Below are 15972 nucleotides of genomic sequence, written 5' to 3' on the forward strand. Positions count from 1 at the left end.
CAACTTAAGTATTGAGGAGACTGCATAATGAATATACAGTTGCAATTCCTGGGAAGTGGCGATGCGTTTGGCAGTGGTACTCGATTACAAAGCTGCATTTATGTGAAAACAGATAGCTGCCAAATATTGATTGACTGCGGAGCCACTGCGATGGTAGGGCTGAGTCAGTATCAAGTTCGGCCAAATGACATCGGGCTTATTCTTGTCTCTAACCTGCATGGAGATCATTTTGGAGGAGTCCCATATTTCATTGTTGACGCCCAATTAAACCAGAAGCGGAAACGCCCTCTGATAATAGCCGGGCCGTCAGGAACTACAGAAAAACTCCATAGTCTTATGGATGCGACTTTCCCCGGCTCGTCAACGCTGAAAACGAGTTTTAGCCTTGAAATAATGGAATTGGAGATTGGCACCCGCTATCATTTTGGAGATGTAAAGGTACTTCCCTGGTCGGTTGTTCATGCTCCAGAAGATCCGCACCATGCCCTGCGCTTAGAATGTGGAGACAAAATTATTGCCTATACCGGGGATACCGGCTGGACTGAAAACCTGCTACCTTTAGCCGCCCATGCGGATTTGCTTATTATCGAATCCTACTTCTACCTAAAAACAGTCAAATACCACCTGGATTACAAAACCATCGCGGCCAATGCTGCTAACCTGCAGTCAAAAAGAGTCGTTTTGACCCATATGAGTGAAGATATGTTGAGAAATCTAGATAACAGCGCATTTGAATATGCGGAGGATGGCAGCATATTTGAAATGTAGCGGCATTACAGGGGGAGAGACACATTAGCAGTGCTGCCAAGTATCCTGAATTTATACGAATTGCACCTGCCTACGAAACACAATCGCATTTGACAGCGGTTACTATGGCATATACATCTGAAATCGGCCTATTGGGTACCACGGGTTTAAAATACAGCTCATATAGCTTCTGCGGCGGAAAATCTTCCACCTGGTCAAACCCCAGGGAGCACAAAAAGCTTTGCGCCTGGCCGTATTCGATACCAAATAATACCGGTTCATTGAAGATAAACTTCAAGGAATTCATGTGGCGGGTAATCCTGCTTTGCAGGCGTCCATCGAGGGCGGCGGCGAAAATATAGTCCAGAATTACGCAGGAAGCAGGCCCTGAATTTATCTGGATTAAGCTCAAAGTTTCCCTGAGGGCTTCTTCAGGCAAGTACATGCTAACCCCTTCCATGGTGAACATGGTAGGAAGGCAGAGGTCAAAACCGGCTTTTTCCAGACATTCCACCAGATTATCTATGGTAAAGTCAACCGGAACATAATTAACGTTTCCGGGCAGCTCTCCGAAGTAACGACTTAATCTCTGCTTTTTTACCTCCTGGGATAGAGGATGATCAACCTCAAATATTTTTATATCGTTTAATTGTTGGGCAAACCGATATGGTCGAGAGTCCAAACCGGCACCAAGAATAACAAATTGTTTCATTCCCGCCGACGCTTTTTCCAGTACAAAATCATCAAAAACTCTGGTACGCACAGCTAAGAATCCTGAAACCCCTCGGCCCTTCTTCTCAAAAGCCCGGTCCATAAATGATGATGGCAAAGGGGCACATATCCTAGCTACAAGTTTAACCCACCAGGCCGTTAGATGATAAGCCAGATAATCATTACAAATCCTCTGTTTGGTGGGCCGCAATGATTCATAGTAGCGCATATAGGCAGTTCCCTCAGCAGTTCCGCTGGCTAGATTTTTCATAGCAATGCCTCCTTAATTAGAATTATGTCATTTCTAATCACTCTAATATAGGAAAACCTAGACAACGGTATCTGGTGTGTCCTTCTGCCTTTGTCGTCAACATGCTTAGTTAAACTGTTGAAGTGGTGCCACCGTTCACCCTCAATATAATAGCCATTCTCTCAGGTACATATACCGGTGCGGAAAATTCGCGGGGGGAATTGAACCTCCGAGAAGATATCCAAAGTTACAGAGCTTTTAACATAGCTGATTCATCATTTGAATCTTATTCTATCCTTATCAGAGGGAACTCCGTTATATACTGTTTTCCATGCACCATCTTGAAATAATTCATACTGCTCAAAAGCACAAGGGATACCCTTTGCTGAGAGCAAATTACTGCTATCCATAAGCTGGAAATGCAAATGCGGAGCTGTTGAATTCCCTGAATGCCCTACTTTCCCTAATACTTCGCCTCTTATTACAGCCTGACCTGCGGATACCTTAACGGACCCTTTTTGCAAATGTGCGAATGCGGCGTAAACATGATCGGAGCATTTCATAATTACGTAGTTGCCGGCAACAGATCTAATGTCATCTTTTTCTGGGTTAAAAGCAGCAGCATGCTTGAGAGCGACAAACAAATCAGAAGCCAAATGAACTCTCAATCTTTCTTTATAACCGTCTTCGGCTTTGATAATTTCCCCGTCACAAGGCGCATAGACTTTCTGACCCCAACAATAACACTTGTTTAAGGGAACGCCAAATAAGAGATACTCCGGCAGATTGGTCCGATAAAAAGGCTTGCTTTTTCTTTCCCAATCAACCTGTAAAAAGTCAAAGGCATAGCGCTCTCCCAATTGATCTGTTCCATGACTGGGAATTCTTTTCGCCGGAGTGGTGGGCGCCAGCCACTCTCCTCTTAATGGGAATTCTATAATTACAGGATCATTGAATCCTTTCACTTCATCACTCCCAGTTCCTGACTGCAAAACATTACCCGCCATATCTGTCAGTAGAATAAAAAATACCGTGAGCATCAATCCTGCGGTCAAATATTTTTGCATGTTCATACCCTATAAGCAGTTGAGCATCCCCAGATAAAGGTAACCTGCCGGCACGCTGACGCGGTTCACCCAATCCTGATTATAAAACGCGTTGATCTCCCTTATGTAATGATCGTTACCTCTCACTGCTGCCGGGTCAAATCCGGCTTGCACCTCCCAGAATTTAACATTCTTCTTACTATAATGTTATGGCCATTACATATGCATAGTCAACGCCTATTTGGCTACTATCTGGTGACATCAATGTGGTAAAAGGCGCCGGTTGCAGCGGGAAAGTTCAGCTATGGGATGCGTAGGTTTGGATGCAGCTTTACAGCAAAGCGCTGTAATCTTGGATTTTAAAGGTATCACCATAATAGGGCAACCATTCGCAGACGAGGTATTTCGGGTTTTTCAGAACGCACATCCTAATACGCTGAATATTTCAGTGGTGCGGAGCCGCCGGATTAGTTTAATCAGAGCCAGTGAGTTAACATTTCAGAACCACCATATTAATAGGGAGAGCCACCCGGCAGAGTGCCGGATGGCCAAGAAAGATTAGGAAGAGAAATCCTTTTTCTTAACGCCCTTTCTTGCGCATTGAATCCTTAACTTCAATCAAGATCTCGTATGAATCGTGTACGATTCGGTCAAGAATAGCATCTGCAATAGTGCTCTCATTAAGGTTGGCATACCACCCGGATGGTGCAAATTGGGAAATAAAAATCGTTGAAGCAAGTTGATAGCGTGCTTCGATGATTTCCAACAGGTCTCTTGATTCGGTCATGTTGAGTGGGACCAGAAGCCATTCATCCAAAATGAGCAGACTGGCTTTTTTGTAGGTAGCCACAGCCTGCTTGTAGGTCCCGTTTCCACGCGCAATAGCCAGTTCTGTGAGAAGTTCTGGGAGCCTTACACGGTGTTTCGGGAGCATTGTAGACTGGATGCAATACTTCGCTGGCTGAACCCAAGACTATGCAGTCTTAGGATCTCCCGGTACTTGGTCAAATTGATGACCTCCTCAAAAATGTATTTACACCATCAGGTGCATTGATACATTTTATCGGCTAAAACAATTTAAACGGTTTCCACCTGCGGTACAGCGGTTTCCATTAGAACGGATTGATGGTTTCCAACTTTCCGGAACTGCGGCTCCGCCGCACCGGAATATGCATTTGTACTAACATTCTGCCTTATATATGGCGTTCGTTTTATTCGGGATAAGTGCCATTTACAAGGTTTTATACAATCTCATGGCAGTCATTTTTGGATTGAGACTAAGTATTCCTCCAGCCCATAGTAGAAACGAGTTTGCTGGCAAAATGAATCAGGATATTGTACGCCATACATAACCCCGTAACGGTCATTCATACCCCCACAGCGGTCGTTCATGACTCATTTGCAGCAGTTTGTGCCTTTATGCAGGTTTATGCAAAAATATGTTGAAATGGTTACTTCTGGAAGTAAAATTTTGCTGTTTGAGGGGGATATGATGATAAATTTCTGCTATTTGCACAAACAAAAGTGCCTGATTGCCGCGTTGCTTGTCGTAATACAGTGCTTTTGCATTGTCATCCCGGCTGAGGCAATTTCTTATACTTACGATGCTGCCAACCGCATCAGCTCGATTACCTTTGACCAGGGCGAAACAGAATTATTTCAATTCGATAATAACGGCAATATGACCGGCAAAGGGTGCGACAAACCTCTGACTTCACCCAGGGCAATATTGCTGCAGGTTATCAGCACACGGTAGTTTTGAACGATGACGGGTTTGGGGAACAACTATTCTGGTCAGCTGGGTGACGGGACTACAGTAAATAAGAAAAATCCCATAGATTGAAAAGTATCATTAAAAAAACCTCTCCCTAAAAATCAAAGGAAGGTAGAGATATCCATGAAAAATATTAAAAAAGCAATTTCATTCATATTGATCTTGTCTTTATTTACAGGCTTCGTCCCCTTATCTACGCTGGCAGACGAAGGGGAGCAGTCAGCACCGCCATCACCGATCACAACAGTATTGGAGGAAGCCGCTGATATTGATAGTGATATTGATATTGACGCTGCAGGTGAGATGTATACGAGGGCTGAACAAGAATTTAAACAAGAATTTGAACGGGAATTAGAACAGGAAGAGAAAATATCACTGAAAAAACCTGAAAAGAGCGTTACCATTACCCAGAATTTTAATTTGGAGGATTATCTGTACGGACATTCAACCTACTATAATGAACTGAAAAAAGCAGGCAGATTAGATTTAATCCAGAACCGCATTGAGGATACAGCAGCGGAAATTGAAGTGGTAGAACCCGAAAAAATCCCCGAAATAGAAGAACCGTTATTAGAAAAACCAACGCTTGAAGAACCAGTGGTTGAAGAACCAGTAGAAAAACCGGTAGCAGAAGAACCAGCAGCAGAAGAACCAGCAGTAGAAGAACCAGTAGTAGAAGAACCAATGGTAGAAGAGCCGATGGTTGAAGACCCAGTGATAGAAGAACCGGTGGTTGAAGAGCCGATGGTTGAAGACCCAGTGATAGAAGAACCGGTGGTTGAAGAGCCGATGGTTGAAGAACCAGTGATAGAAGAACCGGTGGTTGAAGAGCCGGTGGTAGAAGAACCAGTGATAGAAGAACCGGTGGTTGAAGAGCCGGTGGTTGAAGAACCGATGCTTGAAGAACCTGGGATAGAGGAGCCATTCATAGACGAAGCAGCCCTGGATAAACAAGTAATAGACGAACAATTCCTAAGAGATACCCTGGGAGAAGAGTTTATAGAAGCAGCCCTCAGCAGCGCTTCCACCCGGGAGTATTACAACACCCTGGTGGGTCCCTCGGCTATGAACAATTTGAGCAATACCCAGTATTCGGCCTGGCAGAACATGGAGGAAATCATTTCCCCGGAAACCGGGGACCTGACTTTAAAATTGACCGATATAAGCCTGCCCGGCCGAAACGGGCTGGACTTAGACATCGCCCGCATCTACCAAAGCAATCAAAGTCATTTTGGCGACAAGAAGATCTCTGGAGATTTGACCTATAGTTATGAAGATTACTCAACCTATTCTGTAAACCGCTATAATCTGGGCATGGGGTGGATGTTCAACTTCCCCTCCGTGCAGATCGAACAAGAGGGAAGTACCAAAGAACTGTATTATCATCTGGGAGACGGAACCGTCTATCATGTCAATTTCACTTCCAGCACCTCGGACAGCAACCTGGAGAAATATTTTAAAAAAGACGCTGTGTTTAATAATGACAGCAGCTACAGCAACGGTCAGGTTGACTCAGCCTATGTGTTTACAACCGCCGACCAGACCAAACGCTATTTCGCAGCCGACGGCCGCCTGCTGGGAATAGTGGACCGTTTTGGCAACGAAATCAAATTCGAGCATATTGAAAAACCGGTGAGCAACCGTTCTCCCAACAACGATTTTGAAAACCCTGAAAATGAAGAGGTATGGACCACCAATAGCTACTACTCCTATGATACCGGTTTTGGTAAAGACGATAGTACATCCTACAAGTTTTATCGTGCCTCCGCCACCACCCAGAGCGGGCTGTCCAAATATATAGAAGCCCTGCCTAATACCAAATACTACCTAGGCGGCTATATCAACGATCAGTTGACCGCCGGCACCGCCTCCCTCACCTGGCGGGAATATGACCAAAATTACAGCCTGATCCGTCAAGGCGCTTTAAACAGCGCCACCATCAAAGATGACTGGCAGCATGTGGAGCAATATTTTACCACCCATAGCAATACCCGCTATATCAGGATTGAATTCAAAAATACCAGCGCCCAGGGGAATTCCTGGGTAGACAAAGTAGTATTTGACCGGGCCTGGCCTTTGATATCCAAAATAACGGACAGCATAGGTCGGGAAATAGATTTCTCCTACACCGATACCCTCTATGAGGAGTATCCTGATGAGAAAGTGACTATTACTGTTAACGACCCTGTCGATTCAGACAACCTGATATTAACCTATGAAAAAATCTATTGGAATTTCAATTTTACCTGGAGATTCACCGATGAAGACAACTGGACGGAGCAAAGAAAGTGCCCAGGACTGTGGTTATTTTCCAATGGAGTTGAAAGCCAGTATTATTGTTCGGATAGCTATCCTTCCGGTGCAGGCGACTATGAATACTATTCATTCTGGGAGAAAACCCAAAGCTCATACAGTGGCTGGACATGTGCTCCTTTGTTGCATCAACTGGATATGCGAAATTCCACCATTTTTTATGATTACGCACCAAAAACCAATCATTTGGGAACGGACGGCTTCATCCAGACCCATAGAATCGTGGAACGCTATGAAAGATTCTGCACTTCCGGCGGATGGTCCACCGAGCAGCAAAACCGGCAGCAATATAGCTACAGCGGAGTCAGCGGCAGTAAAACCTTTGACAACGAGAGCGGTTATCCCCATACCAGTATATCTCCTACCAGTACATCATTCTATTTTACCTGTACCATGGTACAGGACAACGGGCTGCAAACCGAGCAGAAATTTCGAGGCAGCAGCATTGGCTTGCGCAAGTACAGCGACCGCTCCATTCTGGCTTCAGGGGAAGAAAAAGCCGTCTACTATGACAGCTATGACAGCAGCTATCCCAATCAGCCCACCGTCATACGAACGGCGGATATAACCCCAGGGGCCGGTACCCAGATCCTTTATCAGGGTTACACCTACAATACCTGGGGCGGGCTGGCTACGGAAATCCGCCCCCTGACCCAGGCCCAGTGGAACAACGCCGCTACCAAGCAAAAAAACACCATTTCCTATACCTATGACGCAACTTATAAATTCCTGGATTCCAAAAGCTATTATCAGGATGAAAACACCCAGTTAAGCATGAGCCATGATTACGATTCCATGGGCCGGCTGATATCAAGCACCAACGAGAAAGGCGAGACCACAGAATTCTTCTACGAAGACAGCAGCCATCCCGGTAACTTGACTGAAACCAGTATTGATCTGCCCGGGGGCGAAAGCAGCATCGTTGCCTATGACTACAGCGACTCCTCCAACACCTATGCCTATCCCACCGCAGTGACCCAATATTATAACCGGAATGGCAGCCCTGCAAGCAGTACCACAGTCAACCAGTATGAATACCTCTTCGGCAATGTCATCAGCAAAGAGGATGGGGAAGGAAACCAAACCGCTTATGAATATGATGCCATTGGCAGACTGGTGAAGGTTACCCATCCCCCTTCAAGCGGGGCAACCGGGCCGTACACTCTTGAGGACCGTTATGTCTACAGACAAAGCCTGTACCCTGCGGAATTAAACGGACGAAGAGCTTTTTACGTATACTACTATCGCAGCAAGATTGTCGGCGGCAACCCCTCCACCATTGAAAGACAATATACATATTATGATGACCATGGCAATTTGCTGTTGAGCAAACGCTGGTATTTCGAAACCTATTCCTATATGGTCGATCAATATACGCTCAATGATTATGGCCAATACACATCCCATCAGGATGCCCGGGGCAACACCACCAGCTGGGAAACCGATCCCTGGAACAGGCTGTTGAGCATTACCGACCCCCAGGGCAGCCGGCAGCTCTATGAATACAATAATTATTACCGCACCGTCAGCTCTCATTTTGTTCCTCAGGATACCGGCATCCCTGAAAACCATCACCAGGAAGCCTTTGACCAGTGGGGCCGCGTCATATCTCAAAAAGGCTTTCCCTCCGGCATAAGCCAGGCTGCCATAGAACAGACCTACCAATATGACCTGGTAGGGAATCTGACCGAAACAACCGACGGCCGGGGCAATACCACCATTTACCGCTACGACTCCTTAAACCGCCTGGTGGGCGTCACCGACGCCCTGGAGCAGGATACCGACTATGAATACAACCGCCTGGGTCAGCTGGCGCAGGTCTCCCAGTATGAAGACCAGCAAGAATTCATTACCGCCAAAGAATACGATGAAAGAGGATTGGTCACTCAGCACACCGCACCAAGAGGAGAGAAGACCAGATATACCTATAACGCTAACGGCCTGCCCGTAGAGATCATAAATCCATCCGGCAAAACAACTACCCTGGATTACGATGCTAATAACCGCCTCAGCCACATAGCCGTGGAAGACCAGCAGATCGACTATTACTATCATCACCTGGGAGGCGTGGAGAAATATGACGTTTCCGGGGCTGGGGAAGACCTCTGGTACAATTATTACTCCACCGGACTGACCAGCCAGAGAAAAGTGGGCAGCTTCGAAACAGACTTCTCTTACGATTTCCTGGGCAACCGCACCCAGATAAGCGACCCTTTCGGCCTGGCAGTCAGCTATCAATACGACAGCCTGAACCGGATTTCAAACATTCAGGTGGACGGCAAGACCTTCGGCTACGAATACTGCGCCGACGGCATGATCAAAGCGGTCAATTATCCCAACGGCTTAAGGACCGAATATGCTTATGACAACATGAACCGCTTAACGTCCCTGGTCAACAAACGCGGCGGTGCGACCCTGTCCCAATTCGGCTATGCATATGACGGCAACAGCAATATCGTATCCGTAAACGCAAATGGGCAGACCACCACCTATCAGTATGACGCCTTAAACCGGCTGACAGGAATCAGCAGACCGGGCGGCGAAACCATAACCTATCAATACGACAGCCGAGGCAACCGCACCGAGCTGACCGGCATTGACGCCGGCAGGGATAACTTCACCCCCGGCCGCTTTACTTACAACAGCTGGGATGAGATGAGCAGCTTCAGCCCCACAGAAGGCGGGGCCACTACCTACCAATACGACCCGGAAGGCGTCAGGACCCAAAAAACTACCCTGCAAGCAAGCATTCGCTACCATTGCGACGACAACGGCCTGGTGATCGCCGAATCAAATGGAACCAGCCAGGTCACCGCCCAGAACATCTGGGGGCACAAACCTCTGGCCCGGAAAGTGGGCGGCAGCTATTACTACTACCTCTACAACGGCCACGGGGACGTCATAGCCCTGACCGATGAAAGCGGCAACATCGTCAACGCCTATGAATATGACGAGTGGGGCAACATCCTTAGTGAAACCGAGCAAATAGATAACCCCATCCGCTATGCCGGAGAATACTACGACGAAGAAAGCGGGCTGTATTATCTCAGAGCCCGGTATTACGACCCGGTACTGGGGCGGTTTATATCCAATGATCCGTATGAGGGAGATATTACCGATCCCTTAAGCAGGAACGCATATATCTATTGCGCCAATAATCCGCTTATCTACGTTGACCCGGAAGGGAAATTCCTGGTTGCTTTAGGATATTTTGCGGCAGCAGTGGCAGGTGCAGTGGCGGTGACCGGGGCAACCGCCAAAGTAGCGGATACAATCAGCGGTACGAATTCATCCGGTAAAGTCTACAGTGATACCAAGACCTATTTGAGTTCAAGCGAAGCCCAGAAAGCTTATATTGCTACCGGCGCGGCAGTGGCGACTACCGGAATGGCCAGATTTTCCTTTAGCGGCGGGGTTGCTTACCTGGAACAAATGGTGCAAAGGTTTCAGAACCTTCCAGTAATAAAAACTATACAGAAAGAAGTTATTAGCATAGGTTATAAAAACTTAGATAAAATAATTGTCGCCCAGCAAACAGTGGATGATCTTATTAAACCTGGTGTTCCTCAATCAATATTGGGAAAAGGCAAAGTGGTTTATGATGCCATTAAGCCAGCAGTAAATTATGCGAAAGAAAACACCCCCAAAGTAATCAACCGGGCCAAACAATCTTACGTACAGGTAAAAACGACGGTGGAAAAGCAACTGAATAATGCGCAAGTCTTTATCCAGCAAAAAAGTGAACAGATCAAGGCCAGTGTGAATAACGCGGCCGAGTCGGTCAAGCAGGGATTTCAAAACGCCCGGCAGTCCGCCTCAAACTGGATTAAGAGCCTGTGGTAACAGGGAGGGAGCTAATGGAAAACGAATTCCTTTTCGAAGTAGTGGAAGAGTATTTTAAAGTACATAACACTGGCCCCCGGAAATGGAATTTTCATGATTTCTGGTATTGGAAGAATGTTCCCCCCAAGCGTCTTAAACAGGCCAGAAAATATTTTGCTCCTTATAATGAAAGGTTGGAACGACCTTTATTATTAATGACCGAAAATCCTCTAGGGAAACTTCATAGTGGAATTCTGATTACTAATATAAAGCTATACTATCATTTAAATCTTGATGACTCTGCCTTCTGGGGAGTCAAAAGAAAAAAGGGGATAATGACCCTTTCTAATATACGCTGTATTGATATTGAACCTAAAAAATATGGTGCATGGTTTATTGTAGATAACAATAAGGAGGCCTATTTCGCAAGCTACTCAGAAGGTATGGTCGACGAAGATTGTGCCACTCCCTTCAAAAACGCAGTGAACCATGTATTGCAAGCCCTTCACGAAAGGAAGCCGAAGGAGATAATCTTGGAAAACGGGTTCCTTTTAGATGTGGTAAAAGAGTATTTTAGAGTGCATAATACTGGCCACGGCAAGTGGCCTTTCCGCACATTCTGGTACTGGGAAAACATCACACCCGAGCGTCTTAAGCAGTTCAGGGAACACTTTGCGCCTTATGATGAAGAACTGGAGCGGCCATTAATAGCTATGAGCGATAATTGGCTTTGGAAAATATCCCGGGGAATCTTAATTACCAATGTAAAGCTTTATTATTGTTTACATCTTGATGACTCTGTTGGGGGAAGAAAGGAGAACAAGGGAATAGTGACTCTTTCCAGTATAAGCTGTATTGATATTAAACCAGAAGATGATGGTGCATGGTTAATAATTAATGATAATAAAGTGGCCTATTTCTCGCGTTATAGAGCAGGTAAAGTAAACGAGAGGGAGGCCACTCCATTCAAAAATGCAGTGAACCATGTATTGCAAGCTCTTCACGCAAGAAGGGCGGAACAGTAAGACTTTGGAGGTTCCCCCGCTGCTGAAAGAGGCAATCAACAGTTTCCAGCAGCAACCAGACTAATTATCATTACGATGAAATGAACCCCATTAAACAGATGAAAGACGCTTTAGGCAACCGGCACGACTTAAATTAAACAGACAAAATAGGCGGGATATACCACTAATGAAAAGGAGAGAAATACATGAAATCAGTTTCTAAAAGTAAGTTGTTTATGGCTTTATTGATTCTATTTCAATGTATAGCTTTTACAAGCTATGCTCAGGCAACAACTTACACCTATGATGCCTCCAACCGGATTACTTCGATTGATTTCGGTGAGGGGGATATTACATATTTCCGCTTTGACAAGAACGGCAATATGATCAAAAGGGGATGGAATGATATTTCTTCTATAGCTGCAGGCGCAAATCACACAATGGTAATGAAGCAGGATGGAACCGTATGGGCTTGGGGAAATAATGTTTATGGCCAGCTAGGTGTCGGTTCTACTACTAATAAAACTACTCCGGTACAGGTGAGTGACATAAGTGGGGTTAAAGCCGTTGCTGCAGGTGACAGTCATTCAATAGCTGTAAAAAACGATGGAACGGTATGGACTTGGGGAAGAAACAATTATGGTCAGCTAGGTATCGGAAACACGATTAGTAAAACTAAGCCAGTACAGGTGAGTGGTTTAACTGGAGTTAAAGCTGTTGCTGCAGGCGGTTATCATGCGATTGCCTTAAAGGAAGACGGAACGGTCTGGACTTGGGGATATAATTATTATGGCCAGCTCGGTGACGGAACCACGATTAATAGGATTACACCTGTACAGGTAAGTGGCATAAGTGGAGTTCAAACCATTGCCGCAGGTAAATATCACACAGTAGTAATCAATTATGACGGAACCGTATGGGCATGGGGATTCAATAATTGTGGTCAGCTAGGTGACGGCTCCACTACTACCAAGACTACTCCAATACAGGTAAGTGGTTTAACCGGAGTCAGAAAAATTTCCGCTGGTCGGTACCATACAGCAGCAGTGAAGAATGATGGAACGGCATGGACCTGGGGAAGTAATGATTTTGGCCAGCTAGGAGACGGTTCATTTATTAAAAAGACTACTCCAGTACAGGTAAGTGGTTTAACTGGAATTGAAAAAATCACTGCCGGTTGCAACCATACATTAGCTGTAAAAAATGATGGAACGGCATGTGCCTGGGGAAGAAATAATTATGGCCAGCTAGGTGACGGTTCCACTACTAATAAAACTACTCCAGTACAGGTGGTTAACTTAAATGGAATTGAAAGTATTTCTGCAGGAGAGAGCCATACAGCAGTAGTGATAGAAGATGGAGTTACATGGACTTGGGGGGCAAATCAACTTGGCCAGCTAGGCAATGGCTTTGTAACGCCCGGAGTAAATCCCGTACAGGTAAGCGGGCTAACTAATGTTCAAAGTATAGCTGCTGGTGATTGGCATACAGCAGCCCTGAAAGAAGGTGGAACCGTATGGACCTGGGGGGATAATGAAGATGGGCAGTTAGGAGATGGAACCTTCTATAATAGTTGTACTCCGGTACAGGTAAACGGGTTAACTAACGTTCAAACCATAGCTGCAGGTTATTATAATACCGTAGCTCTAAAAGTAGACGGAACCGTATGGGCCTGGGGACGATACATTGTGGGCCGACAATACCATTATGTTTCTAATGTTCCAGTACAGATAGGCGGTTTGACAGATATTATTGACATTGCAGCAGGTGGCTATCATACATTAGCCTTAAAAGCAGATGGCACCGTATGGGCTTGGGGATATAATAATTATGGCCAGCTAGGTGACGGGAGCAAAACGGACAGGATTAATCCGGTGCAAGTAAGCGGATTGACAGGTGTTATAGACATTGCTGCAGGTGCCCAGCACTCATTAGCATTAAAAGAAGATGGTTCTATATGGGCCTGGGGATATAATGGTTATGGTCAGTTAGGGGACGGGTCCGCTATAGATAGAACTACTCCAGTACAGGTAAGTGGTTTGACTGGAGTTGGAAAAATTACTGCGGGTTGTTTTCATACAATAGCGGTAAATAGCGATGGAACGGTATGGGTTTGGGGGAGAAATAATTATGGTCAGCTAGGTATCGGAAACAGAGTTGACAAAACTTATCCAGTACAGGTGAGTGGTTTATCTGGAGTTCAAGCTGTTGCTGCAGGTGGCAATCATACATTAGCCTTAAAAGGAAATGGAACTGTGTATTCCTGGGGGTATAATTATTATGGCCAACTAGGTATCGGAAACAGAGTTGACAAAACTTATCCAGTACAGGTGAATAGCATAAGCGGAGTTGAAACAATTACTGCTGGTTGGTGTCATACAGCAGTAGTGAAGAATGATGGCACGGCATGGGCCTGGGGAGATAATAATGATGGCCAGTTGGGTGACGGGTCATTATGGAGTGCTGTCCCAATTCAGATTCCGCTTAATCGCTTTGAAATGCAAGGAGCAGAAAGCCTTGTAGGGGTTAATAGTCAAGAGATTGAAGACAACGATGCTCTAGATAACAACCAAGATCCTCGAGCTAGAGATATGCTAGGGGAGAAAGCTGCTGAAATAGATCAGATTTTATTTAATGATCCGACTTTAGGAAACAAGGAGTTAGATCCGCACGTTGTCAAACTTATAAGAAAAGGAATATATAAGGAAAATATGGAGTATATACTCCAGCACTATCCTGAGCTCAAGCCTGTAATACAGTTGTTATGGGAAGAAGATATAGAACAGTAAAACGCACACCTAAAAAAACGGAGGGATGTGTTAAACGGCTCCGTTGGAGATGGAACCACTATAGACCGCTTAACCCCGTTTAGATCCCCGGATTTATGATTTAACACTTTCTACAAAGCTTGACTTATATAGATAAACACATTGAAAAGGTTAATGTCCTGTCTAATTATTGTGAGCTTTTTAATTGAGACTTTTGCATATCATCTAAGCCCGAAAATAATGGGGGTTTAATAGAGTGTGTAAAATAAATTGTGCTTCTGCTCTTTCCGAATATAAAATGAAACGGAAAGGCAGGAATACATATGGAGAAGAAGAAACTGGTCTCCCGAGCCGAGATCAAGCAATTCATCAAAGAGAACGACCTAAAAAGCGTTGAAGACATCCAGAATGTTCTTAAAGACCTCTTTGCCGAGACCCTACAAGAGATGCTTGAGGCCGAATTGGATACTACCCTGGGTTATGAAAAGAATGATGCTCACAATAAAAGGACTAGCAACCGGCGTAATGGGCATAGTGCTAAAACTGTACGCAGCGAGTTCGGAGAAATTGATATACAGATACCCCGGGACCGCGAAGGCGAACATGATCCTCTAATCGTCAAAAAGCATCAAAAGAATGTGACCGGTATCGAAGACCAAGTACTGGCTCTCTACGCCAAAGGGGTCAGCACTCGCGATATCCAGGATCATCTGGACGCCTTTACGGGATTGAGGTTTCGCCTACTCTAATATCTAATATCACCAACAGAATCATGCCTATGGTCAAGGAGTGGCAGAACCGGCCGCTGCAGAAGATCTATGCAGCCGTCTTCCTGGATGCGATCCATTTTAAAGTCAAGCAGGACGGCCAGATTGTAAACAAGGCAGCCTATATGGTAATAGGCATCTGGATTGGAGAAAACGAATCAGCCAAGTTCTGGCTCAGTGTACTTAACGAACTTAGAAACCGTGGGATTCAGGACATCCTTATCGTCAGTGTGGACAACCTGACCGGGTTCAGTGAAGCCATATCGGCCTGTTACCCTGATGCTGAGATCCAGAAGTGTATAGTACACCAGGTTAGAAATTCCATACGCTATGTCTCATACAAAGATGTCAAGAAGATAACCGCCGCATTAAAGACCATTTACACGGCATCTTCTGAGCCGGCTGCTTGCGAAGAGCTAAACCAATTTGAAGCCGCCTGGGGAGACAAATACCCGCTAATTGTAAGGTCCTGGCGCAATAACTGGGCGGAGATTTCGACGTTCTTTAAGTATCCGCCTGAGATTAGAAAGATCATTTATACTACCAATATGATTGAGAGTTATCACCGGCAGCTTCGTAAAGTAACCAAAGGAAAAAGCACATTTCCAACGGATGAAGCGCTCTTAAAGATGCTATATATGGCCACTCAGGATGTATTAAGGAAATGGACTGGCCGGGTTCAAAATTGGGGTCAGATTCTACTGCAGCTGTCTATTTTCTTTCCTGATAAGGTTAAGGCGCACCTACGATGAACAGACGGAAGAAGGGCA

The 15972-nt window shown here is 45.4% G+C and carries 9 protein-coding genes and 1 pseudogene; 7 read left to right on the top strand and 3 right to left on the bottom strand.

The window, feature by feature from the left end; all coding sequences use genetic code 11:
• Positions 1–27 precede the first annotated feature (27 nt).
• Positions 28–768, top strand: coding sequence for an MBL fold metallo-hydrolase (locus AC15IQ_RS03030; RefSeq protein WP_483177226.1), 741 nt, complete (start codon positions 28–30; stop codon positions 766–768).
• A 70-nt stretch (positions 769–838) separates the two neighbouring features.
• Here AC15IQ_RS03030 and AC15IQ_RS03035 read toward each other — a convergent pair whose 3' ends face one another.
• A complete protein-coding gene (locus AC15IQ_RS03035; protein ID WP_483177227.1) occupies positions 839–1729 on the bottom strand; it encodes an SAM-dependent methyltransferase in 891 nt (296 codons plus the stop codon).
• Between the two features lie 254 nt (positions 1730–1983).
• Positions 1984–2781 (bottom strand): M23 family metallopeptidase, encoded by a 798-nt coding sequence (locus AC15IQ_RS03040; RefSeq protein WP_483177228.1) that lies wholly within the window; start codon positions 2779–2781, stop codon positions 1984–1986.
• Positions 2782–3058: 277 nt separating this feature from the next.
• On the opposite strand from AC15IQ_RS03040, the gene AC15IQ_RS03045 reads away from it, so the two are divergent.
• Positions 3059–3316, top strand: a complete 258-nt coding sequence (locus AC15IQ_RS03045; protein ID WP_483177229.1) for an STAS-like domain-containing protein — start codon at positions 3059–3061, stop codon at positions 3314–3316.
• Between the two features lie 18 nt (positions 3317–3334).
• Here AC15IQ_RS03045 and AC15IQ_RS03050 read toward each other — a convergent pair whose 3' ends face one another.
• Positions 3335–3688, bottom strand: coding sequence for an ATP-binding protein (locus tag AC15IQ_RS03050; protein WP_483177231.1), 354 nt, complete (start codon positions 3686–3688; stop codon positions 3335–3337).
• 555 nt (positions 3689–4243) lie between these two features.
• Between AC15IQ_RS03050 and AC15IQ_RS03055 the strand changes: the two genes are divergently transcribed.
• From AC15IQ_RS03055 to AC15IQ_RS03075, 5 genes and pseudogenes are all read left to right on the top strand, one after another.
• Positions 4244–4510 (top strand): hypothetical protein, encoded by a 267-nt coding sequence (locus AC15IQ_RS03055; RefSeq protein ID WP_483177233.1) that lies wholly within the window; start codon positions 4244–4246, stop codon positions 4508–4510.
• A 141-nt stretch (positions 4511–4651) separates the two neighbouring features.
• On the top strand, positions 4652–10684 hold the full coding sequence (locus AC15IQ_RS03060; protein ID WP_483177235.1) for an RHS repeat domain-containing protein: 6033 nt from the start codon (positions 4652–4654) through the stop codon (positions 10682–10684).
• A gap of 14 nt (positions 10685–10698) precedes the next feature.
• The gene (locus tag AC15IQ_RS03065; protein ID WP_483177237.1) at positions 10699–11688 is read left to right on the top strand and encodes a hypothetical protein; all 990 of its coding nucleotides are present in this window, start codon (positions 10699–10701) and stop codon (positions 11686–11688) included.
• Between the two features lie 185 nt (positions 11689–11873).
• Entirely contained in the window at positions 11874–14456 is a 2583-nt protein-coding gene (locus AC15IQ_RS03070; RefSeq protein WP_483177238.1) for an RCC1 domain-containing protein, read from the top strand.
• Between the two features lie 302 nt (positions 14457–14758).
• A pseudogene (locus AC15IQ_RS03075) lies at positions 14759–15954 on the top strand (IS256 family transposase).
• The last annotated feature ends 18 nt before the right edge of the window (positions 15955–15972 follow it).

The sequence above is a fragment of the Syntrophomonas sp. DTU019 genome (assembly GCA_913757435.1).
GTDB lineage: Bacteria > Bacillota > Syntrophomonadia > Syntrophomonadales > Syntrophomonadaceae > DTU019.

Excerpts from the sequence above, each read along its gene's own strand:
- AC15IQ_RS03055 (WP_483177233.1), top strand. The coding sequence starts at position 4,244 with ATGATGATAAATTTCTGCTATTTGCACAAACAAAAGTGCCTGATTGCC.
- AC15IQ_RS03065 (WP_483177237.1), top strand. The coding sequence starts at position 10,699 with ATGGAAAACGAATTCCTTTTCGAAGTAGTGGAAGAGTATTTTAAAGTA.
- AC15IQ_RS03050 (WP_483177231.1), bottom strand. The coding sequence starts at position 3,688 with ATGCTCCCGAAACACCGTGTAAGGCTCCCAGAACTTCTCACAGAACTG.
- AC15IQ_RS03070 (WP_483177238.1), top strand. The coding sequence starts at position 11,874 with ATGAAATCAGTTTCTAAAAGTAAGTTGTTTATGGCTTTATTGATTCTA.
- AC15IQ_RS03030 (WP_483177226.1), top strand. The coding sequence starts at position 28 with ATGAATATACAGTTGCAATTCCTGGGAAGTGGCGATGCGTTTGGCAGT.
- AC15IQ_RS03035 (WP_483177227.1), bottom strand. The coding sequence starts at position 1,729 with ATGAAAAATCTAGCCAGCGGAACTGCTGAGGGAACTGCCTATATGCGC.
- AC15IQ_RS03040 (WP_483177228.1), bottom strand. The coding sequence starts at position 2,781 with ATGAACATGCAAAAATATTTGACCGCAGGATTGATGCTCACGGTATTT.
- AC15IQ_RS03060 (WP_483177235.1), top strand. The coding sequence starts at position 4,652 with ATGAAAAATATTAAAAAAGCAATTTCATTCATATTGATCTTGTCTTTA.
- AC15IQ_RS03045 (WP_483177229.1), top strand. The coding sequence starts at position 3,059 with ATGGGATGCGTAGGTTTGGATGCAGCTTTACAGCAAAGCGCTGTAATC.